37 protein-coding genes are annotated in these 19,821 nt (G+C 52.8%); all 37 read left to right on the forward strand.

Features of this window, described 5'->3' with window-relative positions; translation table 11 throughout:
• The first annotated feature begins 15 nt into the window (after positions 1 to 15).
• The 37 genes from ACOCF6_RS01710 (at position 16) to ACOCF6_RS01890 (ending at position 19,796) form a co-directional block, all read left to right on the forward strand.
• Entirely contained in the window at positions 16 to 249 is a 234-nt protein-coding gene (locus ACOCF6_RS01710; RefSeq protein WP_482458654.1) for a nicotinamide mononucleotide transporter, read from the forward strand.
• Positions 250 to 302: 53 nt separating this feature from the next.
• Positions 303 to 890 carry a hypothetical protein gene (locus ACOCF6_RS01715; RefSeq protein WP_482458655.1) on the forward strand — a complete coding sequence of 196 codons (588 nt, stop codon included), beginning with the start codon at positions 303 to 305 and terminating at the stop codon, positions 888 to 890.
• Between the two features lie 82 nt (positions 891 to 972).
• Positions 973 to 1,206 (forward strand): hypothetical protein, encoded by a 234-nt coding sequence (locus ACOCF6_RS01720; RefSeq protein ID WP_482458656.1) that lies wholly within the window; start codon positions 973 to 975, stop codon positions 1,204 to 1,206.
• Positions 1,207 to 1,294: 88 nt separating this feature from the next.
• Complete coding sequence (locus ACOCF6_RS01725; RefSeq protein WP_482458657.1) at positions 1,295 to 1,909, forward strand: LPD28 domain-containing protein; 615 nt, start codon at positions 1,295 to 1,297, stop codon at positions 1,907 to 1,909.
• A 166-nt stretch (positions 1,910 to 2,075) separates the two neighbouring features.
• A complete protein-coding gene (locus ACOCF6_RS01730) occupies positions 2,076 to 2,207 on the forward strand; it encodes a hypothetical protein (RefSeq protein WP_482458658.1) in 132 nt (43 codons plus the stop codon).
• Positions 2,204 to 2,395: a hypothetical protein gene (locus ACOCF6_RS01735; RefSeq protein WP_482458659.1), complete on the forward strand. Its 192-nt coding sequence runs from the start codon at positions 2,204 to 2,206 to the stop codon at positions 2,393 to 2,395. Before ACOCF6_RS01730 ends, ACOCF6_RS01735 begins: the two co-directional genes overlap by 4 nt.
• On the forward strand, positions 2,385 to 2,567 hold the full coding sequence (locus tag ACOCF6_RS01740; RefSeq protein WP_482458660.1) for a hypothetical protein: 183 nt from the start codon (positions 2,385 to 2,387) through the stop codon (positions 2,565 to 2,567). Before ACOCF6_RS01735 ends, ACOCF6_RS01740 begins: the two co-directional genes overlap by 11 nt.
• Positions 2,568 to 2,714: 147 nt before the next feature.
• A complete protein-coding gene (locus ACOCF6_RS01745) occupies positions 2,715 to 2,867 on the forward strand; it encodes a hypothetical protein (RefSeq protein ID WP_482458661.1) in 153 nt (50 codons plus the stop codon).
• Positions 2,868 to 2,869: 2 nt separating this feature from the next.
• On the forward strand, positions 2,870 to 3,118 hold the full coding sequence (locus ACOCF6_RS01750) for a hypothetical protein (protein ID WP_482458662.1): 249 nt from the start codon (positions 2,870 to 2,872) through the stop codon (positions 3,116 to 3,118).
• Positions 3,115 to 3,489: a hypothetical protein gene (locus ACOCF6_RS01755; protein WP_482458663.1), complete on the forward strand. Its 375-nt coding sequence runs from the start codon at positions 3,115 to 3,117 to the stop codon at positions 3,487 to 3,489. The genes ACOCF6_RS01750 and ACOCF6_RS01755 overlap by 4 nt, the downstream gene beginning before the upstream one ends.
• Positions 3,486 to 3,836: a hypothetical protein gene (locus ACOCF6_RS01760; protein WP_482458664.1), complete on the forward strand. Its 351-nt coding sequence runs from the start codon at positions 3,486 to 3,488 to the stop codon at positions 3,834 to 3,836. Before ACOCF6_RS01755 ends, ACOCF6_RS01760 begins: the two co-directional genes overlap by 4 nt.
• Positions 3,837 to 3,908: 72 nt before the next feature.
• The gene (locus ACOCF6_RS01765) at positions 3,909 to 4,367 is read left to right on the forward strand and encodes a hypothetical protein (RefSeq protein ID WP_482458665.1); all 459 of its coding nucleotides are present in this window, start codon (positions 3,909 to 3,911) and stop codon (positions 4,365 to 4,367) included.
• Complete coding sequence (locus tag ACOCF6_RS01770; protein WP_482458666.1) at positions 4,364 to 5,416, forward strand: phosphoadenosine phosphosulfate reductase domain-containing protein; 1,053 nt, start codon at positions 4,364 to 4,366, stop codon at positions 5,414 to 5,416. Before ACOCF6_RS01765 ends, ACOCF6_RS01770 begins: the two co-directional genes overlap by 4 nt.
• 104 nt (positions 5,417 to 5,520) lie before the next feature.
• Positions 5,521 to 5,841 carry a hypothetical protein gene (locus ACOCF6_RS01775; protein ID WP_482458667.1) on the forward strand — a complete coding sequence of 107 codons (321 nt, stop codon included), beginning with the start codon at positions 5,521 to 5,523 and terminating at the stop codon, positions 5,839 to 5,841.
• Between the two features lie 11 nt (positions 5,842 to 5,852).
• Positions 5,853 to 6,956 carry an HsdM family class I SAM-dependent methyltransferase gene (locus ACOCF6_RS01780; RefSeq protein WP_482458668.1) on the forward strand — a complete coding sequence of 368 codons (1,104 nt, stop codon included), beginning with the start codon at positions 5,853 to 5,855 and terminating at the stop codon, positions 6,954 to 6,956.
• On the forward strand, positions 6,949 to 7,161 hold the full coding sequence (locus tag ACOCF6_RS01785; protein ID WP_482458669.1) for a hypothetical protein: 213 nt from the start codon (positions 6,949 to 6,951) through the stop codon (positions 7,159 to 7,161). Before ACOCF6_RS01780 ends, ACOCF6_RS01785 begins: the two co-directional genes overlap by 8 nt.
• A gap of 87 nt (positions 7,162 to 7,248) precedes the next feature.
• Positions 7,249 to 7,458: a hypothetical protein gene (locus ACOCF6_RS01790; RefSeq protein WP_482458670.1), complete on the forward strand. Its 210-nt coding sequence runs from the start codon at positions 7,249 to 7,251 to the stop codon at positions 7,456 to 7,458.
• On the forward strand, positions 7,455 to 7,832 hold the full coding sequence (locus ACOCF6_RS01795; protein ID WP_482458671.1) for a hypothetical protein: 378 nt from the start codon (positions 7,455 to 7,457) through the stop codon (positions 7,830 to 7,832). Before ACOCF6_RS01790 ends, ACOCF6_RS01795 begins: the two co-directional genes overlap by 4 nt.
• Entirely contained in the window at positions 7,829 to 8,155 is a 327-nt protein-coding gene (locus tag ACOCF6_RS01800) for a hypothetical protein (protein ID WP_482458672.1), read from the forward strand. Before ACOCF6_RS01795 ends, ACOCF6_RS01800 begins: the two co-directional genes overlap by 4 nt.
• Positions 8,145 to 8,639 carry a hypothetical protein gene (locus ACOCF6_RS01805; protein WP_482458673.1) on the forward strand — a complete coding sequence of 165 codons (495 nt, stop codon included), beginning with the start codon at positions 8,145 to 8,147 and terminating at the stop codon, positions 8,637 to 8,639. The genes ACOCF6_RS01800 and ACOCF6_RS01805 overlap by 11 nt, the downstream gene beginning before the upstream one ends.
• Positions 8,640 to 8,649: 10 nt before the next feature.
• Positions 8,650 to 9,225, forward strand: coding sequence for a hypothetical protein (locus ACOCF6_RS01810; protein ID WP_482458674.1), 576 nt, complete (start codon positions 8,650 to 8,652; stop codon positions 9,223 to 9,225).
• 11 nt (positions 9,226 to 9,236) lie between these two features.
• Positions 9,237 to 10,034 carry a helix-turn-helix domain-containing protein gene (locus ACOCF6_RS01815; protein ID WP_482458675.1) on the forward strand — a complete coding sequence of 266 codons (798 nt, stop codon included), beginning with the start codon at positions 9,237 to 9,239 and terminating at the stop codon, positions 10,032 to 10,034.
• A 191-nt stretch (positions 10,035 to 10,225) separates the two neighbouring features.
• Positions 10,226 to 10,651 carry a single-stranded DNA-binding protein gene (locus ACOCF6_RS01820; protein ID WP_482458676.1) on the forward strand — a complete coding sequence of 142 codons (426 nt, stop codon included), beginning with the start codon at positions 10,226 to 10,228 and terminating at the stop codon, positions 10,649 to 10,651.
• Between the two features lie 82 nt (positions 10,652 to 10,733).
• Positions 10,734 to 11,903 (forward strand): hypothetical protein, encoded by a 1,170-nt coding sequence (locus ACOCF6_RS01825; protein ID WP_482458677.1) that lies wholly within the window; start codon positions 10,734 to 10,736, stop codon positions 11,901 to 11,903.
• A gap of 75 nt (positions 11,904 to 11,978) precedes the next feature.
• Positions 11,979 to 12,293, forward strand: a complete 315-nt coding sequence (locus tag ACOCF6_RS01830) for a hypothetical protein (protein ID WP_482458678.1) — start codon at positions 11,979 to 11,981, stop codon at positions 12,291 to 12,293.
• 28 nt (positions 12,294 to 12,321) lie between these two features.
• Entirely contained in the window at positions 12,322 to 12,561 is a 240-nt protein-coding gene (locus tag ACOCF6_RS01835; RefSeq protein ID WP_482458679.1) for a hypothetical protein, read from the forward strand.
• Positions 12,558 to 13,124: a hypothetical protein gene (locus tag ACOCF6_RS01840; protein WP_482458680.1), complete on the forward strand. Its 567-nt coding sequence runs from the start codon at positions 12,558 to 12,560 to the stop codon at positions 13,122 to 13,124. Before ACOCF6_RS01835 ends, ACOCF6_RS01840 begins: the two co-directional genes overlap by 4 nt.
• 75 nt (positions 13,125 to 13,199) lie before the next feature.
• Positions 13,200 to 13,472, forward strand: a complete 273-nt coding sequence (locus tag ACOCF6_RS01845) for a hypothetical protein (RefSeq protein WP_482458681.1) — start codon at positions 13,200 to 13,202, stop codon at positions 13,470 to 13,472.
• A gap of 32 nt (positions 13,473 to 13,504) precedes the next feature.
• Positions 13,505 to 13,945, forward strand: a complete 441-nt coding sequence (locus ACOCF6_RS01850; protein ID WP_482458682.1) for a hypothetical protein — start codon at positions 13,505 to 13,507, stop codon at positions 13,943 to 13,945.
• 133 nt (positions 13,946 to 14,078) lie between these two features.
• The gene (locus ACOCF6_RS01855; RefSeq protein ID WP_482458683.1) at positions 14,079 to 15,125 is read left to right on the forward strand and encodes a radical SAM protein; all 1,047 of its coding nucleotides are present in this window, start codon (positions 14,079 to 14,081) and stop codon (positions 15,123 to 15,125) included.
• A complete protein-coding gene (locus ACOCF6_RS01860; protein WP_482458684.1) occupies positions 15,122 to 15,286 on the forward strand; it encodes a hypothetical protein in 165 nt (54 codons plus the stop codon). Before ACOCF6_RS01855 ends, ACOCF6_RS01860 begins: the two co-directional genes overlap by 4 nt.
• Positions 15,287 to 15,323: 37 nt before the next feature.
• Positions 15,324 to 15,683 carry a hypothetical protein gene (locus tag ACOCF6_RS01865; protein ID WP_482458685.1) on the forward strand — a complete coding sequence of 120 codons (360 nt, stop codon included), beginning with the start codon at positions 15,324 to 15,326 and terminating at the stop codon, positions 15,681 to 15,683.
• A complete protein-coding gene (locus tag ACOCF6_RS01870; protein ID WP_482458686.1) occupies positions 15,680 to 15,946 on the forward strand; it encodes a hypothetical protein in 267 nt (88 codons plus the stop codon). Before ACOCF6_RS01865 ends, ACOCF6_RS01870 begins: the two co-directional genes overlap by 4 nt.
• A 403-nt stretch (positions 15,947 to 16,349) precedes the next feature.
• On the forward strand, positions 16,350 to 17,861 hold the full coding sequence (locus tag ACOCF6_RS01875; protein ID WP_482458687.1) for a UvrD-helicase domain-containing protein: 1,512 nt from the start codon (positions 16,350 to 16,352) through the stop codon (positions 17,859 to 17,861).
• 3 nt (positions 17,862 to 17,864) lie between these two features.
• Positions 17,865 to 18,716, forward strand: a complete 852-nt coding sequence (locus tag ACOCF6_RS01880; RefSeq protein ID WP_482458688.1) for a tetratricopeptide repeat protein — start codon at positions 17,865 to 17,867, stop codon at positions 18,714 to 18,716.
• Between the two features lie 24 nt (positions 18,717 to 18,740).
• Positions 18,741 to 19,451: a hypothetical protein gene (locus ACOCF6_RS01885; protein WP_482458689.1), complete on the forward strand. Its 711-nt coding sequence runs from the start codon at positions 18,741 to 18,743 to the stop codon at positions 19,449 to 19,451.
• A 48-nt stretch (positions 19,452 to 19,499) separates the two neighbouring features.
• The gene (locus ACOCF6_RS01890) at positions 19,500 to 19,796 is read left to right on the forward strand and encodes an HU family DNA-binding protein (protein ID WP_482458690.1); all 297 of its coding nucleotides are present in this window, start codon (positions 19,500 to 19,502) and stop codon (positions 19,794 to 19,796) included.
• The last annotated feature ends 25 nt before the right edge of the window (positions 19,797 to 19,821 follow it).

A 19,821-nucleotide genomic window follows, 5' to 3' on the forward strand; every position in this document is an offset into this window, starting at 1 on the left:
AAAGGAGATGATTTTATGTCTACCTTACCGACCATATTGACAGTTTTGTCACTGGCAGGTAATGTCCTCGTCGTAAAACAGGACTGGAGAGGACAATTTCTCTGGGTTTTTGCAAACATAGGCTGGATTTATGTGGATACAAAAGCCGGTCTGTACGAACAGAGCGTTCTCTTTGCTGTCTATACACTCCTTGCAATATGGGGAGTCCGGAAGTGGAAAAACACTAAACAGGCTAAGCCTGCACTCTAACAATTGGCATGATCTATCCCAACTGGGAGATCAGAGCCCAGAAGGGGACTATCATGAAAAAACTTTTCGTAACTATTCTTTTCCTTGCTGCAGTATTCACAAGCGGCTGTTCATCCACCAACATGAACACAATCAAGAGCAACCCTGAAGTCGGAAACGTCTTGAGGAAGCAGGCGAAGGTGGGCGTTGTTGGGTATCCGGCAGCTAGCCTGGAATTCTACAACATCAAGGCCGTAGAGGTAGAGAAACCCGCGGCAACCGACCCTAAGTCGATGCAGTCATTCCTTCGCGAGAAGATGATTGAATCGCTCATCATGGTCGATACAACGAATGTAAAGGAAAACGAAGGCGGTTCGACATCCAACAACAACGGGCAAATCTTCACTCAGGTTGCCATGAAAGTTGTTGTTGCTTCTTTGGGAGGGGTTAGCTCTGGTTCCAACGGAATCAAGTCATCATCAACCACAACTCCCGAACGAACCAAAAACACCATCACCTGTAAAGTTGCTGTTTACGGGACCGATGGTAACACCATGATGACAGACACTTCACAGGACGTCTTCTACAGCGACGCTCAGAAAAACGAGGATTACGCCGGTGTAGTTTTGATGAAGTCTCTTAATCTGTTCCGCATGAAGTAAGCTCCACAGTAGTCCAACCTATTAAACGCAGGGTGCATCAACTCGACCCTGCAGGGTTGGTGCATGCTGTTTGGAGGTACTCATGACCCACAAAAACGACCTGAGAACCATCTCGGGTGACCAATTCCGCGACTTTGAAGTCGATATGTGCCCCGAAGGTGTTGCAATTACCCTCTTCGACGGCCACGTATCTTTCCTTTCCGAGTTGCCGAACAACCTAGACCCCTCTGGTATAGGTTACTCCTTCATGTCCCTCACCAAAGAAGAAGCGGTTCTGCTCCATAGTTGTCTGGGCGAACTGCTTAATCCGAACTAACACCAATCCCGCCATCACCGTAAGGTGTGCCTTGGCGCCGGGAGTAGCAACACACTCCCGCGATGGGGGAGTTGTGTCTGGAGGATCCATGAAGAACACAGCGACGCTCAACGGAATCAAGTGTCTCGTGGCAGAAGGAAGGCGCATCAAGAAGGAAGACGCCCCCCCTGGCTACCCGTACTTTTACCACGGTCGTCATTCACCTAACGACATGTCCATCCCCGTCAGTATCGAAAGTTTCGTATACGTCAACTTTTGGGGATCGGTCTTCTCTTCGGAACCGCTTATCGAAGAAGGACTGAATTTTGTCAACATCAAGAGCATTGAGTACAAGGGAATCAGCCTCGACTCGATGCCCAATATCTGCCCCGATTGCGCAGGTTGTCTTGCTACAGGAAATGTGGTTGTTTCCGGCAATACGGTCTATGCCTCGGTAGAATGCGGATGCGGTTATAAGGGACGTGAGGAGTATTCGATGTCCAGTTATACTGCGTGGGCTGCAGATGCAGATTACGAGGGAGAAGAACCCGAAGGGTCTATCGTTTGTCCATGCTGCCTTGCGGCAGTCGTTTTGCCGGTCAAGGCGCAGATGGATTACGATTGTTTGGACCTGGAAGCAACTTGTTCCTTTTGTGGCGCTTCGGTAGAAGCCTCGATCAGCTGTAACTTCGAAGGCAACATCGCTTTGCCGATGCCCGCATAACATACAGTTTCAGGCTGGGGTATGACTCTTTAGCAACACCGAGAGCATATCCCGGCCTCTGACTGGCTTACTTCCTCCCACCTGCAAAGCAGGACTGAGTCACCAGCACCCACTGGTGGTTGAGTCCTGCTTTGCAGGCAAATAACCCCAAAGGGAGGAAGTAGCCATGTCAGTCAAAATCATCGTAGCAGGTCGTAACTACACCGTACCGTTCGAAGTCTTCGAAAAAATGCTCAACCGCGCAAAACTCGGTACTTGCATCGAAGTAGTTTCGATCGTGAACGGCGGTGCAGCATGAGAGCACTAATCACGGAACGTGGCCATCAGGTTTTCTGGGCAGTGCTCCCACCAGTTGCAGCGATTCCCCTGCCGTCCTTCGGGACGGCAACAAGCAGAGTTGCAGCAGAGCGCGCAGCCGATCAGTACATCACTTCGGCTGAACGTTCACGCGGCTTCAATGACAAGGGGGTGTCGCATGTGCGCTAACATCATTGCTCCGGCCCGACATGTCTCACGAGCTGACCTTAAAGCATGCCTCGCATGCAAGAAAATCAGCTCCGCGCAGAAAAAACTAGGTGTACCCCGTGACAAGCGTCACGAGTGCCACCGTTTTTTCCTTGTCGGTTCGGACGGACGTCTCCAGGTAACGCCTTATTAGGCGGCTAGCTGGAAAGGGTCAATTGACCGGAACTAGGGGGTATGCCATCTGCGGATGCATGCCCCCTTTTTTTGTTCCTTATTGACAATATAACATAAATAATGCTATATTATAAACATAGCAGGCGGCAATATTGGGGGTGCAACTATGGCATGGAAAGACCGGATTATATTGGCCTGGGTTCGACGTTCCGACCGGAATGGCGACAAGCACCATCCGTACAAAGCACACAGAATTTATTCGCGGCACAGCGGCATTATCGACAGCGCCCTGCTTGCCGGCAAACAGGGGAGGGCGTGACTATGAATACACCGACTACAGGACCGTGGGAAGCTGCAGGGGCACACGTTGGTAAGCCGCAATACGGTGAAATCGCTGAAACCTTCGGTGTCGACTTTGCGTCAAATGCAATGCTGATTGCTGCTTGCCCTGATTTGCTCCAGGCTTCTCAACTGATCCTTGCCAGCTTCGCCTATGCCCCCGGTGCAGGTCCGGCATGGTACGAGGCTGCCCGACTCGCTGTTGCAAAAGCGAAAGGTGAACAGGCATGAGCAATCACACCTCCGGGCCATGGACATTGCACAAAGCCGACTTCAAAGGGTTGGTGGTATTCCAGATTGCCAAAGGATCTCTCTTGATTGCCGAGGGGTTCACCGGCGACGAGCCGAACGCCAAACGAATCGTTACCACGGTCAATGCCTGCGAAGGATTGCCGAATGAGGCATTAGGGCGTGGGATTGTAAAAGAGATGCAGGAAGCTCTTATTTCGCTCATGAAGGCTCAAAGGGCAGAACGTGACTACTATCTCAGCCACACTGCCCCGTACGACACAGACGAGGTGGCAGGCCTGTTAATCGACCAAGTTCTTGCCGAGGACAAGGCAAGTTCGCTACTTGAAAGACTCGGAGGCACACCATTATGAGCAACCATACCCCCGGACAATGGTCCGCGAACCCCGACGGATCAATCATCATGGCTGGAGATAAGCAGATATTCCATGCCCTCTGCACTCCCGAGACCCAAACGCAATGCAAGGACAATGCACTGCTGGCGGCGGCCGCTCCCGACCTCTTGAGGTCTTTGGAAGACTTGGTTGCCTGCGTGTCTGAGATCGAGGACATCGAGCATGATTTCTTCGGCTGCCCCGACATTGAAACCTGCACCCTCTGTTCGGCAAAAGCCCTGATCGCCAAACTCAGAGGCCCTGAGACGGACGATAATTTCGTGTCCGACTACATTGACGGCGTAACTGCCAATCTTTACCCATAGAAACGGAGGCAATGATGGCACACACAGACAATGCCATGACCGATGCTGTGGACCAGGCAAAAGGATTGCCCCGTGACTGACGCTTACGACATCACAGGGATAATCCACGAGACAGTCAAGGAGTTCTGTTCTCAGTCTGGAGGCGACCCCACGCAACCGCATCCGGTTCGGACCGCATACGAGATAAACAATGGCCTGTGCGAAGACTTTGCAATGGCTGTGATTGAAAAGACGTGCGGGTATCAAGGGGAAGAGGTCTCGGAATTGTGGTTTGAAAACCTGCAGACCGAAGATGAGGTTTATGACGCTGGCCAGCTCGCAGCGTGGGGGTACAAACTCCCTGACGGCGTTACCATTGATTCGTTGAACCGGGTCTGGCTGTCCCATTGTTTCATTGTCTACCAAGGCCGCTTCTTCGACGCAGAATGCCCCGAAGGGGTAGACACGCCTTTCTCCCTTCCTTTGGTGCTTAATGCGCTCAGAAAGGCTGGATTGTACCCCGTGGCCACTTCGTCAAAAGGTGAAGCATGACTCCCGGATCTGTGCCACTTGCAACCAGGATGATTCAACTCCCTTTATTTGACGATGCCCTTCCAGAAGTCGAGAGCACTCCCCAGAGTTCTATCGACCCTCATTCCTACGACCATGTGCTAGTAATGCTCAGCGGGGGCAAGGATTCTGTTGCCTGCTTGCTCCACCTTTTCGATCTGGGCATCGATCGCTCAAAGATTGAATTGTGGCATCACATAATTGACGGCAGAGAGGGTTCTCACCTCATGGATTGGCCAGTGACGAACGATTATTGCCGGGCCATTGCCGAAGCCTTCGGCCTGCCTCTCTTTGCGAGCTGGAAGAAAAATGGATTTGAAGGAGAAATGAATCGTCACAACTCATTGACCGCCCCAACGCTCTTTGAAACCCCTGATGGTCTCCGTCAGTCTGGCGGCATTGCCGGCACGTTCTCCACGAGACGGATGTTCCCACAAACAGCCGCATCTCTGTCCGTTAGGTGGTGCTCGGCATACTTGAAGGTGGATGTCGGCTCAAAGGCCATCACTGGCCAGGAGCGCTTCATCGGGAAGAGAGTCCTTGTTGTCACCGGAGAACGTGCTGAGGAATCCGCCAGTCGCGCCTGTTACAAAACCGCTGAGGGACATAAGACTTCTTCCAAAAAACGCCATGTAGACCATTGGCGGCCAGTCCATGCCTGGAAGGAAGAACAAGTCTGGTCGCTGTTAGAGAAATACCGAATCAATCCTCATCCCTGCTACCGGCTAGGGTGGGGGAGGTGCAGCTGCTCGGCGTGCATCTTCGGCAGCAAGAACCAGTGGGCTTCGCTGGCTGCCATCTACCCGGAGCAGATCAAGAGGATCTCCGATTATGAACAGGAATTCGGGAAGACGATCAACCGCGACAAATCTGTACCCGAGATGATCGCCCTGGGGAAACCCTTTGAAGGGATGGACCCAGAAATAATCAGATCAGCTCTCTCTAGGACTTTCGACGAGCCGGTCATCATGGCACCAGGGACATGGAAGCTGCCCGCCGGGGCCTTCGGGGAGAATGCCGGGCCTACCTAGAAACCAATCCCTTCTGGCCTGAGCATCCCGCCTTTCTGCTCTATTGACAATATAGCAAAAGAGATGCTATATTATAAATAACACAAGCGAGAACGGAGGACACCATGATGCTACAGAACCTTAAAGCGCTATTACCTGAAATCAAGGCTGCAAACGAAGTGTATGACGCGGAGTACCGAGCCGCGCTCGATGGCACCGCTATCGAATGCGAACCGCGCATCCAGGCAGCCGCCGCCACATTTAACGCCGTCCTCATGAAAGCTGTTGAGGCGCTCCACCAGGACACGAAACACACCAACAGCAGGGAGGCCCTTTTTCAAGCTTTCGGGCGCGTCAATCACAATCACTATTACACCTTGTTCGGTCATACACCGTATAAAGCCATTGCCGAAGCTGTCGAGAACGACAGTATCAAGAATCTGTAAAGGAGCTGCTTATGGGTCGTAAGGAGCGAAAACGATACGAAGATAATGGTCATGTGCGCCAATTGCTCGACGAATCCCGGACGCGTGATCTCACAGCCGAGGAGATCCAGGAAGTGCGGGCGAAGTTTACTGGTATCGGTGGATTGGTCTCAGGGGACTGGAGTAACGGTCAGTTCTTCACCCCACCGGAGGTGACTTCCTTCGTCATCGATTTACTCCAGGTCCACCCGGACTCACGTGTGCTGGAACCAAGCTGCGGTGGGGGAGCCTTTGTGAGCGCACTACCTGAAGGCTGCCAGGTCGTAGCTATTGAGCAAATGCACGAGACGGCCAGAGTGGCGGCGCTGATCAATCCTCAAGCGATCGTCCACCAGGGCGACGCGCTGGAGATGCTCGAAGACCTGCGCGGCCAGTTTGATTATGCTGTTGGCAACCCGCCCTTCGCGGACGTGAAGCACCGTGAAGAGTATCGTGGTTTCGAGATGGCCAAGAGTTCCCGCCGGGCGGAATGGTACTTCCTGGAGCTGGCCATGGAATCGTTGGCTCCTGGGGGTGTAACCGCATTTGTGGTCCCCGACGGGATACTGAGCAATGCCAAAGACCAGAAAAACAGAAAATGGATGATGGAGCGATATTGGCTCAGGGGGGTCATTAGCCTTCCGTCCGAAACTTTTTCCAAGACCGGTACCACAGTAAAGACCTCAATAATCATAATCCAGAAGCCGATTGATGGGGTGGAACTCAGAGGAGCGGACTATTCCATCTTCATGGCGGTTTGCGAGAAGATCGGGTGGGACAGTAGAGGCCGTGCCAACGAAAGCGATCTGCCGAAGGTCCTGGCAGCATGGCAGACCATGTACCCTCTCGGTATAGGCCCGCATACCCCACTTGTCTTGACAGATCCGGAGACGCTGAACGAGCTCATGTCAAAATGCACCGAGCAGGTGATCGTCGAGGACCCACAACAGGAAACCGTCCACGAATCAACCCTGCCGCCAGAAGAACCGGTGCAAACAAATGTCGTCGAAATGGAGACATATCGCGGCAAGAACCCCAAGAAGATAAAATCCTGCCCTCAGATGGCGTTCGATTTCGGCGAGGTGGCCAATGGGTAGCCCGGCTAAAAACAAAATTGAAATAGACTACCGGGCAAACAAGATCGCATCCGAGAAACTCAGGCAGATGGGCATTAGCCCCAACCTCATGAACGTGCCCTGCGGCGCCAAGACAAAGATCAGCCCCGACCGCAGCACAGTCTGGGTAACGGTAGCGATCGCCGTGCCGATGGAAGAAGTCCAGAACTTCACCGAGCCGTATTAATTTGCCATACATTGACAAGATAACAGAATCAATGCTATATTATAATCATGGCTGACCACATGCGATAAACCTTTGACGGAGGGATATATGGAAAAAATAAGCCTGTGTTACATGGAAGCGAAAGCGTTGCTTCCGGGCGTGACTGACAAACAACTGCAGGACCTCGTCGCATCCGGAGAGATCGAGGCGACCAAACCCGGCAAGGGTGCGTCGCTGGGCAATGCGATCTTCGACAACGATTCCGTCATTGACTATGCCATCAACAACGGTCTGTGGAACAACAGCGCCAGTCGATGATCTCCGACATTCTTCTCAGGAAATCATACAAGTACCTGACACTCGAACCTAGCGGCATCGAATTCACCAGAACGCTTGGAAGCCCCAGTAAAAAGTTCCAGCGCCAAAGTCTTGGCCAAAGCCCCGAAACTGTCAAAGTCGTGCGTTTCGTTGTGGGAATGAAAGGCCATAACCACCATCCCAGCCTTTTTGAAGTATCGGCAAAGTTTTGTTCCCTGAAGGCCTATGCCGACTTCGAAACAAAAGACTCCCTGGCCCTGGGCCGCAACAACCACGGAAGCTATCTCATGGAGATACCTGAGAGAGCTGCCAACATCAGGGTTGCAGAGAGGTTTTTGGAGTGGATGGACAAGATAATGGAGGGACGGTCATGAACAACGAAAGAAAACATACGCCTGGCCCGTGGACGTACCGGCCAGCTCCCCACTGCGATATCGTGACCGGCTACAACAACCCCGACCCCTGGGCCGAAGAGACCAACGAAGGCCCGGTCAGAATCATAAGCACCTATGGCGCCATGGGAGGGAATGACTCTGCGGCAGACGCGACGCTCATGGCCGCGGCCCCGGATCTTCTTTCTGCCCTGGAGCAAGCACTCTTGTGCATGAAGTCCGGTGGATTCGGCGAGATGCCCTGGTTTGGACCCGCTCAGGCCGCAATCAGGAAAGCTACAGGAGGGAACGCCGATGATCATTGAAAAAAGGCGTGAAGTGACGAAGTTGTCGAATACCGGAGAAACATCAGGAGACTGCGCGACCTTGCGTCTCTCAATTGGCGGCCTCGAACCGGACATGATTGGCGAAAAGATCTGCATGTCTCCCTTGCCGCCGTTACTCGCGACCATCATCAAACGGAAAATGGCATTCCAGGCATGCTTCCAGAACGCCATGCGTGCCCTTGAGATCGTACCGACCGCAAAATACTGCCTTGGGTTCTGGCATGGCGCTTTCCCGATCGAGCATGCCTGGATAAGGATTGCAGACCTCTATCATGACCCGATCTACGAAACTCTGTTAGGCCCCCGGGGCATCGAATCGCATGTCTACTACCCCGTAGCCGAGCTGTCATACGAGGATGTGTGTGAGATTGACAGCGCTCTCCAGATCAATGGCCAGCATCACATCGGAGTGAACGATTATTTAAGATGGCGGTCCGGTGAAGGTTACCGGATGGCAGCATAGGAGGTACACCGTGTCAAAAAAAGAGGACAAAACATCATGCCCTGCCTGTGAGGACGTTCGAGCCAGCAAAGCCTCCTTTGTCAAGGAGGTCGACGAAACCATCCTGATCATCACCCAGAAGATGCTCTCGGGCTATGGGGCAAAACTGAAGAAGGATCATGTCGCCATCGCGTACGAAGAGAAGATTGAAGGCCAGAACTTCAAGCTCGGTTTGAACATCTTCGCATTTGGCGGCCTCTATTTCATCCAGGGTCTTCTTCACACTGGCATCGACGCTTCCTGCAAGTCCTGCCTTGCCAATTATCACGACCTCGTAAATGACCTCTACGCCGACCAGCTGGCCTTCTATGGCAAAGTGATTCTCACCGGGAATGATCTTGGGTACCAGCTGACCAACTATTATCCTTTTTCGACTGATCCGGAAACCGCCATGAGCACCCGGGAACACTTCATCCCAATCATCTATCAGTCCGCGCGCAAAGACATGACGCGGTTTCTGACTGCTCTCAAACAGCTGCAGCAATTCACGAAAAAAAACGGGTGCGCCGCTCGCAGGGCAGTGCCTCCCAGCAGCGCCACCCACTAAGGAGGTGTCCGATGAAAGGTAAACACTCACCATCCGGAGACACGATAAAGATGCTTCGCCTTCTCAACGGTTTATCTCAGCAGGCGCTCGCGGAGAAAGTTGGCACCTCACAGGGCCTGATCGCTGCCTGGGAAAACGCAAGGAACGCGCCCAGCACCGGCATAGTTTCAAATCTCGCAGACGCTCTGGATGTGACTCCTGGCGTAATCCTGGCCGGCGACCGTGGTCTGTCGGGGTATGTCTGGATGGCGAACAGCATCGGTGAGCGCGCCCAACCTCACAAGATCCAGCGGGACTACCTGGCACTCTTCCCTGGTTTCCTGAAAACCCACTTCTCTGCTGTGGTCACCGACACGCTCGATGATGGCAGCGATCTGTACGTCCTGTCGTCAAGCAAGGGCAAAGACTGCCTGCTGGCCTGCCGCGGTGGGTTGAAAGACACAGTCCGGACTTGCATAACCAGTGTGTTTGGCCAGAACTCGGCGACGACGGGCCTGTGCAACGGGTTTAGACTGACACCGTCCTTCCCGGCCAAGCTTGCCGAAGCACATCCCGACGCTGCCCTGCAGGTCTCGGCAAAGCAGGTCGCAAAGCTGGCCATACTGCAGGAAAGGGCAAAAGCAACTGAGGTGTCCGCCGAATTAACTGGTCGGGATGTTGCGGATCTGATCTCTCTGAACACCGATCTCCTCCACCAGCTTGAAACGGATCTGACCCTTGAAACGGTACCAGGTGCGGTGAAGTATCAGGTGCTACGCACAGAACTTCGCAAGACACTGACAAGGCTCAACGCTATTCCTGCAGGGTAAAAGCGGTGCTGCGAGCGGAGAAACCGGCGAAATGACTCATACTGTCACAGTCTAGGCTTATTATCTGTTCAACAAAGATAATTACATATAATGTTGTATTGACAATATAGCATTTTAAGTGCTATATTATACATAACAGTCCAGCCGCACATGTATCTAAACTAAAAAGTAAAAAAACGGAGGTGGTACTTATGGCAAGTTTAAATAAGGTCCTACTTATTGGCAACGCGGGGAAAGATCCGGAAGTACGGTACACCCAGAGCGGTACAGCAGTCGCCAGTTTCTCGCTGGCCACGACCGAGAAGATCAAGGGCAAAGACGGAGAGTGGTCCGACAAGGTCGAATGGCATAACATAACTCTCTGGGGCAAGCTGGCCGAGATAGCCGGTGAGTACCTGACCAAGGGCAAGTCCGTCTACATCGAGGGTCGTCTGCAGACCAGGAAATGGCAGGACAAGAGCGGCAACGACCGCTACACCACCGAGATCGTCGGTGACAAGATGCAACTCCTGGGCGCGAAGGGTGACAAGGGCAGCGCCGGCAACACCACCAGCGGCGCCGGAGGTTCAGGACACGAGGAACCACCCTTCCAGGATGACGATCTACCCCCGTTCTAGTCAAACTGCAAACATCAGCTTTTTAAAATAACGGGAGGGAGCAACCCCCCTCCCACCACTCAAAAGTAACACAGGAGGATCTATGCAAACTTCAGCTCTGGCAACTACCGACAACGCCTCTCGCGCCCTGGCTACTAAGGGGGCAACCGCACTCGACCTGATCGATGTAATGGAGGACCTGCTCAAGGTCGGGCGTTTCTTCGTCGAAAGTGGCATGATGCCTCCTGGCGTCAACACGGCGAGCAAAGCGGCCCTGATCATCTGGAAGGGTCACGAACTCGGCATTAAACCGCTGCAGGCCGTCACCGGGATCAATGTAATCCAGGGGCGCCCGTCGATCGCCCCGCAGCTGATGCTGAACAAGATCATCCAGTCCAAGGAAGCGGAGTTCTTCAAGTTCGTTGAAAGCACAAACGAGCGCTGTACGATCCATGCAAAGCGCAAAAACGGTCTGGAGATTATCGAGACCTTCAGCATGGAAGATGCCGGCCGGATCATGTCCAAAGAGGACAACAAGGTCATTCCGCTCTCTCAAAAGAGCAATTATCGCAACCAGCCCAAAATCATGCTGCGCTGGAGATGTGTTTCCGCAGTCGGCCGCATCATCTTTCCCGATGTGATCGAGGGCTGCCATACCCCTGATGAACTCGAAGACGAGCAGGTCCCGTTCGACGAGATCATCCCCGAACCCGCTGCTGAAGCGTCTTCACAGACAGAAACCGGAACGGTCGTTGACGCGGTGTATGAGACCAGCCAGGGTAGCCAGGCACAGGAGACCGGCAACGTTCAAACGACCACCGAACCGGCCGCCAAACAGGAAGCCGCCGCACCCGCCGCGGACTCCTCAACCGCTCCTGTAAAGCTCGTTTCTCCTGCACAGGCTAAAGCCCTGGTGAAGGCCATCAAGGAAAACGGCATCAATGAGGCCGAATTCCTGAAAAAGCACGACATCGCCGCGGTTGAATCCCTCCCGGCATCACTGTTCCAGGAGACGTTGAAAACATTCAACGCTTCCAAGGAAACAAACGCTCAGGCGGCACAACAGGAAGCCTCCAAGGCCGCCGAAGAGAAGAAGTCGTCCACCATTACCGCAGAGCAGTTGAAAGAACTGCAGTCGATCATAGATAAACTCGGTCCTGACTACGACACCAGCAAGCTCTTTGCTCACTTCAAGATCAAGACCCTGAACGAGCTCCCTGCCGACAATTACAATTTCGTCCACGAGACCCTGGCCAAGAAACTGGCGGCATAGAGCAGATGCAAATGTGAGGGGAAGGTCTTCGGATCTTCCCCTCAAGCGCGTCAAGACCACCGGGGGAGGTGCCCCATGAAAAAGAAAACGAATATCGAAGAGTGGGTATCAACCAACGGACTGGCCAACCCATCTCACCCTCTCACCGACGAGCAATGCAACCAGTTCAGGCGCATGCCGCTTTCGTTCAACGAGATGATTCGCTATATCTTTGCTGCTGGGTGCCGCCATGGTGTGGACCTCAGCGACGAGACACTGGATCTGGCGTTCCAAACGGTGACCGGCTCCCCCGATATCGCCGGCGGTGAAAAGACCGTCCTGGGAGAACACCGTAGACTGCTTGCTGAGAAGATTCCGGATGTGGTAAAGGGGTTGTACCCGAAAGAGTAACACCTGTGGTACCAGGGAGAACGGATCTATGGATAACCAAAAGAGGAACCTGATCGGATCGTCGCCATCTCCGAAAATTTCCGTGGCGATCGTGGATGCCTGGAATGCCCGGCACCAGGTGGGCGATAAAATTACCTTCATCGACGACAATGCCAACCCGGTCAGGACTACCATCACCGGGCTATGCGAGATTGTGGCCGGGTGCCGCTGTGCAAAGGTAGAAGCGACCCCGCAATGGTGCTGCCTGGAGAGGTTGATTACGCTATGACGCAATCACATGGTGAAAGGCAGGAGAAACCGGCTCCTGAATCGGTAAGGGAACTGATAAAGAAGATTCACGCACTGTCTCTGCGAGGGGTCGGCGGGGAAGCTGAATCTGCAAAGCGAAAGTTGGAACTTCTTCTGGCGAAGTACCAGATAGAGTTGGCCGATGTGTTGCGAGACACGGTGACAACGTATGAATTTGCGTACAAGACAGAACAGGATCGGAGAATTATCCTCCAGTGCTATGTAAGTCTCGGCATTGCATCCTCCAACTGGTACAACTACAAGCGCGGCAACCGAAAACTGAAAAAAGTGGGTCTTGATCTGACTCCAAGCCAGTACATCGACCTGAAAAACATGGTGGACTATTACACCGCCGCATTGAAAAAGGAAACAGATCGTCTCTTTAATGCCTTCGTCCAGCGGCACAAGTTGTACGCCCCCACTTCTGACACTTCGAATAGGTCGGCGCCACTCAATCCTGACGAATTAGAGCAGTTGATGGCTATGATGCGTGGTCTCGGCGAGAAGTCGTATTCTAGGCCAACAGGATACTTGACCGCATAACGGGTGACGTTTGACCCGCCGGCTTCTTGGTTGGGGTCGGAACGCTGATTAAGAGTTTTTCCCACGGAGAGGGCAATGGATATATTCAGATTCGGAGCAGAAAAGGTTAGCAACACATCAAGAATCAAGAAGGGTTTGCTGTACCAGGATGGACGGGGCAAAGAGGCGCGAGTCCATGATTATTTTGACGGAATTGTTGTTCTGGGCTGGCTGGACACTGGCAAACAGTCGCAATGCAATGAACAGCAATTTTGCAAGCGTTTCAGTCTGTACGGAAATGGCCATGAGGAGCCTGAAAGAGATGGATTCAACGGATCCAAGAACAACAAGCGCACAGGTACTGAGTAATGTATCAAATCCCATAATGACGGAGGACTTCGATGTCCAGACCCAATATGCTTAACCTCACCCAGGAGATGCGAAAGTCCTTTTTCAATTTCATAAAGAGATTCCCCAGATTCCTTGATGCCGCATGCATTACGATCGCCATACTCTTCAACCTGGCTCTCCTCTCATCCCTTAACCTTCTCGGTTCAGAGCTGGTGCCACCCCTCATGATTTCCCTGCTGTTCATGTTTCTCGCCACCGGCCGAAGGATCAACCTGGAAAAGGTCGCCAAGGAAATGCTGCGCGAGGGTGATGTTATTGCGTACGTGATGGGTGGGGACGAAGTCCAGTTTGGGTTCGTAAACCAGGCCGCCCTCCCGTTCGATGAAAAAAGCCGATTGGGCCTTGACCCTGATCGGGAGTACATAACAGTCGCCGGGAAAGATGGTGAGATTCGTGTGTTGCCGGTGCGAAATGTAGCTCAGATGAAATGAGTGTGGGTCAAAAATGAAGCTATTGACAAAATAGCTTTGATGATGCTATATTACATACACATAGCAAGCAGCTGATACGGATTTCCGGTCAGCTTTTTTTACAGCTTCTATTGACAATATAGCGGGGGTGCTTATGAAAATCGGACTGATCGATTACGACAGCAAAATTGTCAACCTGGCAATCATGAAGCTCTCCGCTTACTACAAAGAGCAGGGCCACCAGGTCGTGCTGAATCCAGCCTCACCTGAAGGCCTCGACAAAACGTTCGTGTCGGTGTTGTTCACCCAGAACAAGGACAAGGCGCTTGAGATGTTCTCACATTATCCTGGCGTCGAGTTTGGCGGTACCGGTTATTCCTTGAAAGTCGAACTGCCGAAGGAGATCGAGAGAATCCGCCCCGACTTCAACCTGTACAAAGCCGAGGATATCTTCCCCAGAATTGCCAGCCGCATCGCCACCACCGAAAGCAAAATGGCCTCCGCACAGGAGATTGTGGACGCCGGCATAGGCTATTCATCGCGCGGTTGTGTACGCGGCTGCAGCTTCTGTTGTGTGCCCGAAAAAGAAGGGGCCCTTTACCAGGTGGCTGAGATCGAGGAACTGCTGAGTCCCAATAGCAACCGGCTGATCCTGCTGGACAATAATTTCACAGCAGACCCCTTAGTGCTGACCAAACTCGAAACCATCAAGCGCCTCGGACTCCACATCGACATCACACAGGGCGTGGACGTCAGGCTTATGACCGATGAGATTGCGGCTGCTCTGGCTTCCGTGAAGCACATGAGATCATTGCACTACAGTTGGGACCTGCCTGCTTCAGAATCAGTCGTGCTGAAGGGCGTGAACACGCTGACAAAGCACATCAAGGCATGGAGGCAGATGTGTTATGTGCTGACCGGCTTTACGTCAAGTTTTGAAGAGGATGTCATGCGTGTGCGGAAACTCCATGAACTCAAAATCACTCCTTTCGTGATGGTGTACCGCAATCCACACGAACACAAGGTCGTCAAGACACCCATGACCGAGTACACACGTATCAGGTTGGGTCACTTCGCCCGCTGGGTGAACGGCAAGTTTTTTAAAACCTGCTCGTTCAACGAGTATCGCCCCTGGGTGAACGCTCGCGCCAAACTGCCGGGCGCCTTCGGGGCCAGCCAGCAGGAACTGGTGTTCGCATGAAAGCGAACCGTCTGAGAGACTGGCGCATAGACATGCAGAAGTGCCTGCTGGAAGTGGAGCGGCATGAATTCAACTCAGTCGAGTCCCTGCCTTCGCCCCTGGTACAGCAGTTGGACAACCTCCAGCGTGATCTGCGCTTGATGCAGGGATTGAAGCCTTAACTGATAGACAGATCGCGCATTTGAAAAGGAGTCAACCATGCCATTCGGGATACCAGATGACGTGTTCAGAGAGTTCCAGCACCTGTCGAACAGACTATCGCCTGAGAACCTGGCCGGAGACGGTGAGTTCTCCGAAGCGCAGATCGAAACCAACCTGAAAAACATCCACGACCGTTGGGAGGAGCTGGAAGTCCTGTGCGGCCGGCAGGTGACTCAAACGTCCATCCAGATCATGATGAAGCAGGAGAAAGAAGCACTGACAGACGCAATCAAACTGGCTGCCAAAAGAGTCCGCAACCTCAGACGCGATGGCAAAGAGCACATGGGTGGGTTCGTACTGGCAATCGACGATCTCTGCGAGGCCGTCAATAAATTCGACAACGCGGGGTATGTATGAGCGAAAAAGAGAAGGGTTCAGTCCTAAGCCTTGCCGAGTGGCGCCAGACCGTCCAAAAGAAGACAGCCAAGGATTGCGAGGACATCGGTGTCTGTGATTGTGAGCCCGAAGCTCCGGTCTACGTGTACGCCGGCGACGTGTATATCAACTTTGACGAGAAACTCGGTTACTGGCTGATCCTGGGCAACAGTCAGTACAGCGGGCCTCTTGGCGGCCTTGAAGAAATGCTTTACGAGTACGCAGTGGCCGAAGGTCTACTCTAATCATGAAAAGTCATCGTACTGAAAAACTCCGAAAGATGTTCAACACGTCTCAACCCATCGGTACTCAGATGCCGATCGTTTTCAGTAATAATCTTTCCTGGCACTCTCTCACGATCGGGTGCAGCCGGTGTAAAGAAGACATCCCGGACGAGTATTTGCGCGGGTCGGTTACAAGTCTGATCCCCTCGGTGGTCACTGTTGAGGGCGTTGCCTTTTGCCGGAAATGTCTCCTGCTCCACCACGTTCTCCATCGCTTCCGGGCAGATGGGTCGGTTGAGTTTATCAGGGGCGGAAAGTGGGTAAGAACCTGTTGCCAGGATGATGGATGGGCAAAGCGTCTGGTTAACAAGGCAAGGAAAATAGTGCGAAAGGCAAACCTCTTTTTGAACAAGGACCGCTGCTGATGAAACTCACCGACGAACAAAATGCAGTAGTTGACCATGAAGGTAACGGACTGGTGAGGGCTGTTGCTGGCTCGGGCAAGACCGAAGCTTTAAAGCATTTCTGTCTCCGCCGGGCCAAAGAACCTATCCTTTACCTGGTCTATAACAAGGCTATGCGCGAGGAGGCTGCCCGTAAATTCAAGAAGTCTGGCCTCACCAATGTAACCATAGAAACCACGCATTCGCTTGCCTACCGAAATTACGGTGTTCGTGCGCGGTATAGACTCCATGAGAAGGGCGGATACCGAGTTGTCGATCTGATCACCCGGCCGGAGATTGCCGGGAAGGTCAAGCCCGACGCACTCTTCGCCACCGCGCACCACGCCTTGGGTTTTCTTAATTACTATTGCAACAGCAATGTGACCAAGATGGAGGACTTAAACTACATCGAGACCATCAAGGATGCGCAATCAAAGCAGTTCGCCGCGGCAAATCTCTCCACGATCCTGTCGACGGCATACGGCATGATGAAAGACATGTACCAGGGAACAATCCCGATCACACACGACGCATATCTGAAGCTGTACGCTCTCTCCGGTCCCACGCTCGAATATTCGTACATTCTCTGTGATGAGGCTCAAGATACGTCCGGCGTGTCGCTCGGCATCATCATGCAGCAGGAGTGGCCGAAAAAAATCCTAGTAGGCGACGATGGACAACAACTCTATTCGTTCAGGCATGCCATCAATAGTCTGGCCAAGGTCGATTACAAATCGTTCTCCCTGACGAACAGCTTCCGGTTTGACCAGCGGATCGCTGATCTGGCCATGAAGGCGCTCCGCCTTAAATCGATGCTGGCTCTCCCGGGTTGGGATGCCAAGGTTACCGGCCTCGGTGACGGTAAAGCGACCGGCATAAGGGCAGTGCTTGCACGTGGGAACCTCTCACTGATTGTCCAGGCGATCGACGACATGATTTATGGAACGGCCAGAAACCCGTGTTTCGAAGGTGGCTTCCATAGTTATACTTATCTAGGTGAGGGCGGCTCTTTATTCGACATCCTCTATCTGTACCTTGGACAACACGCTCGCATCAGGGACGAACTCATCAAGTCATTCAACTGCTTTGAGGAACTTCTTGAGTACCAGGCCCTGACCAACGACCGGGAATTGATACTGATGTCACAGGTCGTAGTCAAATATGGCCCCGCCCTTTTCGATTATATTCGTATGCTGCGTGAAAGCCAGGTGCCGAAAGAGCGCGCCGATACACTTTATGCAAGTACCCACAAGTCGAAAGGACAAGAATATCCAACAGTTAGCCTGTGCGACGACTTTATCACCGCAGACAAGATCGCTACAATGCAGAAGAAGGCCTCGCAGCCGCCGGCAAAGGGCGAGAAACCGTTTGTGATCGACCTCCAACAGGTCAACGAGGAAATAAACTGCCTGTACGTGGCAATTACGAGAACGCAGTCAACCATCAGCATGCCGTTCAGCATCGATGAAGTGCGACCTGACTGGAGGAGATAACAGATGATTTTTTCAATGGACGCCAAAAAACTCATCCACGGCAAACTTTACGACTATCCGTCTGTGGAATTCACCGGCAAGACGATCCGCCAGATACTCGAAGATATCATCGGCCAGAGCATCGTTATCATTGTGGGGCAGGGGATGGAAGGCGCCGTCCATGTCTGCGGCGATGTTGAGATCGAGCGGATGTTCAGTGAAAAAGGGAAAAAAGGAGTCATGTCAGCCTGGGCGATTCTTTCGCTCTGGCATGATTCACCGATAATTGATATAGTCTGGCCGCCGATCCCCACGATGATCAGGGATGAGAAGACGTCGGCACCAGTGGTCAATGCATTCATAGCCCCTCTGCTGCACGATAACGAGCCGCTGGAGAGGAAGGGATCTGTTCGCGCACAAGTTGCTGAACCTTCCCTTTTTGACCAACCGGCCGAAGTAACGGCAGAACCCAAGCCAATCGAACCTTCTGCGGAGGATCTCTTCCAGGAGGGATACCGCGAGTTAAATGCCGGCCATCTGGATAAAGCGCTCGACCTCCTCAAGAAGTCGGTGACGCTCAAGCCGGAGTTTGCGAAAGCCTGGTCGGCCCTGGGGAATGCATTGGAAGAGGCAACAGAGGACGATGCCGCTTTGACTGCATACCGCCAGGCCCTCAAGTATGATACCGCCCAATGGCGGCCGATGTTCGCACTCGGCAGGATCCTTGTCAGGAAGAAACAACTTTCGGAAGCAATCGACCGACTGGAAGCCGCTTACAGAATGTCGAAGAAAGACCACAGTGTCAGGACACTGCTGGCCCAGGCTTACACTCAGGCCGGGCAAACGCAAAAAGCGGCAGAACTCATGGCTGCATAGTGAGACTCGTGAGGAGGACGTGAGATGAGTGTTGCAATCAAGCTCAAAAACAAGGCGTTTCGGGAGCTGTTTAAGGCCCTGATGGGACAGGAACCTGTAGAAGACGCCGAACTGTCAAAATTGCTCGACGTGATCAATATGGCCTTCCCCGGGGGGACAGATAAAGGGACCATGGCAATGTGCTTCGCCCTCCTTCGCTGCCAGCCTGACATATCTCTGGACGTCATGAGGGACACAGTGACTCTCCAGAAAAAGATGCTCCGCGAACTCTACAAGGACAACAGGAGAACTTGCGTCGCGTGCGGCCAGTACCAGCGAGTGGATATTGTAAATGATTCACCGCGCCGTCCGGCCACAGAGGACGAAGCTGCGCGACTCAAGCTTATAGCAAGTTTGCCGCGGAAGAAGAAGAAATCACCCAGGACGCAGGCTGTCTTGCTGGTCTTCAGGGACAAACTGGAAAAGGAATTCACTGTCGCGTCTCTCGAAAAGGACTTCCCGCACCTCAAAATCAACACGATTCGTGAAATCTTGAGAATCTTGAAGTTGGAGGGTGAACTGACCATGGTCGGTAAGGCCGGCGCTGAATGGCGTAAGACGAGCAAGTTCGGGGCCTCCGATGTATGGTCACTGCTTGATGAAAATAGCACTGTGAGGCTTTCCACAATCATCGACCGGCACCGCAAATCTGAAAAAAAACCAAAGAAAACAAAGAAAATCCCCGAAGCAAAATAGCGGGATAACCTGGCTTGCCAGGAACATCACAAACAAGGAGGATAACAGATGACTAAAGTAGAACTCGTAGCAAAGATCGCAGAAGATGCCGGCTTGACAAAGGTGCAGGCAGAGAAGGCTCTTAACAGCTTCATCGAGACCACAACCGCTGCCATCAAGGCCGGCGACAAGGTCACTCTTGTCGGTTTCGGAACATTCAGCGCGACATCTCGCGCTGCCCGCACCGGACGCAACCCGCAGACCGGCAAAGAGATCAAGATCGAAGCCAAGACAAACGGCAAATTCACACCCGGCAAGTCGCTGAAGGATCTGAACGCCAAACCGGTGAAGGCTGCCAAGAAGTAATCAGGTTACAAGGGTTATATCAAAA

The sequence above is a fragment of the Geobacter psychrophilus genome, assembly GCF_056821595.1.

Bases quoted from the DNA above. Each gene is read 5' to 3' on its own strand.
- ACOCF6_RS01710 (WP_482458654.1), top strand. From the start codon at position 16: ATGTCTACCTTACCGACCATATTGACAGTTTTGTCACTGGCAGGTAAT.
- ACOCF6_RS01715 (WP_482458655.1), top strand. From the start codon at position 303: ATGAAAAAACTTTTCGTAACTATTCTTTTCCTTGCTGCAGTATTCACA.
- ACOCF6_RS01720 (WP_482458656.1), top strand. From the start codon at position 973: ATGACCCACAAAAACGACCTGAGAACCATCTCGGGTGACCAATTCCGC.
- ACOCF6_RS01725 (WP_482458657.1), top strand. From the start codon at position 1,295: ATGAAGAACACAGCGACGCTCAACGGAATCAAGTGTCTCGTGGCAGAA.
- ACOCF6_RS01730 (WP_482458658.1), top strand. From the start codon at position 2,076: ATGTCAGTCAAAATCATCGTAGCAGGTCGTAACTACACCGTACCGTTC.
- ACOCF6_RS01735 (WP_482458659.1), top strand. From the start codon at position 2,204: ATGAGAGCACTAATCACGGAACGTGGCCATCAGGTTTTCTGGGCAGTG.
- ACOCF6_RS01740 (WP_482458660.1), top strand. From the start codon at position 2,385: ATGTGCGCTAACATCATTGCTCCGGCCCGACATGTCTCACGAGCTGAC.
- ACOCF6_RS01745 (WP_482458661.1), top strand. From the start codon at position 2,715: ATGGCATGGAAAGACCGGATTATATTGGCCTGGGTTCGACGTTCCGAC.
- ACOCF6_RS01750 (WP_482458662.1), top strand. From the start codon at position 2,870: ATGAATACACCGACTACAGGACCGTGGGAAGCTGCAGGGGCACACGTT.
- ACOCF6_RS01755 (WP_482458663.1), top strand. From the start codon at position 3,115: ATGAGCAATCACACCTCCGGGCCATGGACATTGCACAAAGCCGACTTC.
- ACOCF6_RS01760 (WP_482458664.1), top strand. From the start codon at position 3,486: ATGAGCAACCATACCCCCGGACAATGGTCCGCGAACCCCGACGGATCA.
- ACOCF6_RS01770 (WP_482458666.1), top strand. From the start codon at position 4,364: ATGACTCCCGGATCTGTGCCACTTGCAACCAGGATGATTCAACTCCCT.
- ACOCF6_RS01775 (WP_482458667.1), top strand. From the start codon at position 5,521: ATGATGCTACAGAACCTTAAAGCGCTATTACCTGAAATCAAGGCTGCA.
- ACOCF6_RS01780 (WP_482458668.1), top strand. From the start codon at position 5,853: ATGGGTCGTAAGGAGCGAAAACGATACGAAGATAATGGTCATGTGCGC.
- ACOCF6_RS01785 (WP_482458669.1), top strand. From the start codon at position 6,949: ATGGGTAGCCCGGCTAAAAACAAAATTGAAATAGACTACCGGGCAAAC.
- ACOCF6_RS01790 (WP_482458670.1), top strand. From the start codon at position 7,249: ATGGAAAAAATAAGCCTGTGTTACATGGAAGCGAAAGCGTTGCTTCCG.
- ACOCF6_RS01795 (WP_482458671.1), top strand. From the start codon at position 7,455: ATGATCTCCGACATTCTTCTCAGGAAATCATACAAGTACCTGACACTC.
- ACOCF6_RS01800 (WP_482458672.1), top strand. From the start codon at position 7,829: ATGAACAACGAAAGAAAACATACGCCTGGCCCGTGGACGTACCGGCCA.
- ACOCF6_RS01805 (WP_482458673.1), top strand. From the start codon at position 8,145: ATGATCATTGAAAAAAGGCGTGAAGTGACGAAGTTGTCGAATACCGGA.
- ACOCF6_RS01815 (WP_482458675.1), top strand. From the start codon at position 9,237: ATGAAAGGTAAACACTCACCATCCGGAGACACGATAAAGATGCTTCGC.
- ACOCF6_RS01820 (WP_482458676.1), top strand. From the start codon at position 10,226: ATGGCAAGTTTAAATAAGGTCCTACTTATTGGCAACGCGGGGAAAGAT.
- ACOCF6_RS01825 (WP_482458677.1), top strand. From the start codon at position 10,734: ATGCAAACTTCAGCTCTGGCAACTACCGACAACGCCTCTCGCGCCCTG.
- ACOCF6_RS01830 (WP_482458678.1), top strand. From the start codon at position 11,979: ATGAAAAAGAAAACGAATATCGAAGAGTGGGTATCAACCAACGGACTG.
- ACOCF6_RS01835 (WP_482458679.1), top strand. From the start codon at position 12,322: ATGGATAACCAAAAGAGGAACCTGATCGGATCGTCGCCATCTCCGAAA.
- ACOCF6_RS01840 (WP_482458680.1), top strand. From the start codon at position 12,558: ATGACGCAATCACATGGTGAAAGGCAGGAGAAACCGGCTCCTGAATCG.
- ACOCF6_RS01845 (WP_482458681.1), top strand. From the start codon at position 13,200: ATGGATATATTCAGATTCGGAGCAGAAAAGGTTAGCAACACATCAAGA.
- ACOCF6_RS01850 (WP_482458682.1), top strand. From the start codon at position 13,505: ATGTCCAGACCCAATATGCTTAACCTCACCCAGGAGATGCGAAAGTCC.
- ACOCF6_RS01855 (WP_482458683.1), top strand. From the start codon at position 14,079: ATGAAAATCGGACTGATCGATTACGACAGCAAAATTGTCAACCTGGCA.
- ACOCF6_RS01860 (WP_482458684.1), top strand. From the start codon at position 15,122: ATGAAAGCGAACCGTCTGAGAGACTGGCGCATAGACATGCAGAAGTGC.
- ACOCF6_RS01865 (WP_482458685.1), top strand. From the start codon at position 15,324: ATGCCATTCGGGATACCAGATGACGTGTTCAGAGAGTTCCAGCACCTG.
- ACOCF6_RS01870 (WP_482458686.1), top strand. From the start codon at position 15,680: ATGAGCGAAAAAGAGAAGGGTTCAGTCCTAAGCCTTGCCGAGTGGCGC.
- ACOCF6_RS01875 (WP_482458687.1), top strand. From the start codon at position 16,350: ATGAAACTCACCGACGAACAAAATGCAGTAGTTGACCATGAAGGTAAC.
- ACOCF6_RS01880 (WP_482458688.1), top strand. From the start codon at position 17,865: ATGATTTTTTCAATGGACGCCAAAAAACTCATCCACGGCAAACTTTAC.
- ACOCF6_RS01885 (WP_482458689.1), top strand. From the start codon at position 18,741: ATGAGTGTTGCAATCAAGCTCAAAAACAAGGCGTTTCGGGAGCTGTTT.
- ACOCF6_RS01890 (WP_482458690.1), top strand. From the start codon at position 19,500: ATGACTAAAGTAGAACTCGTAGCAAAGATCGCAGAAGATGCCGGCTTG.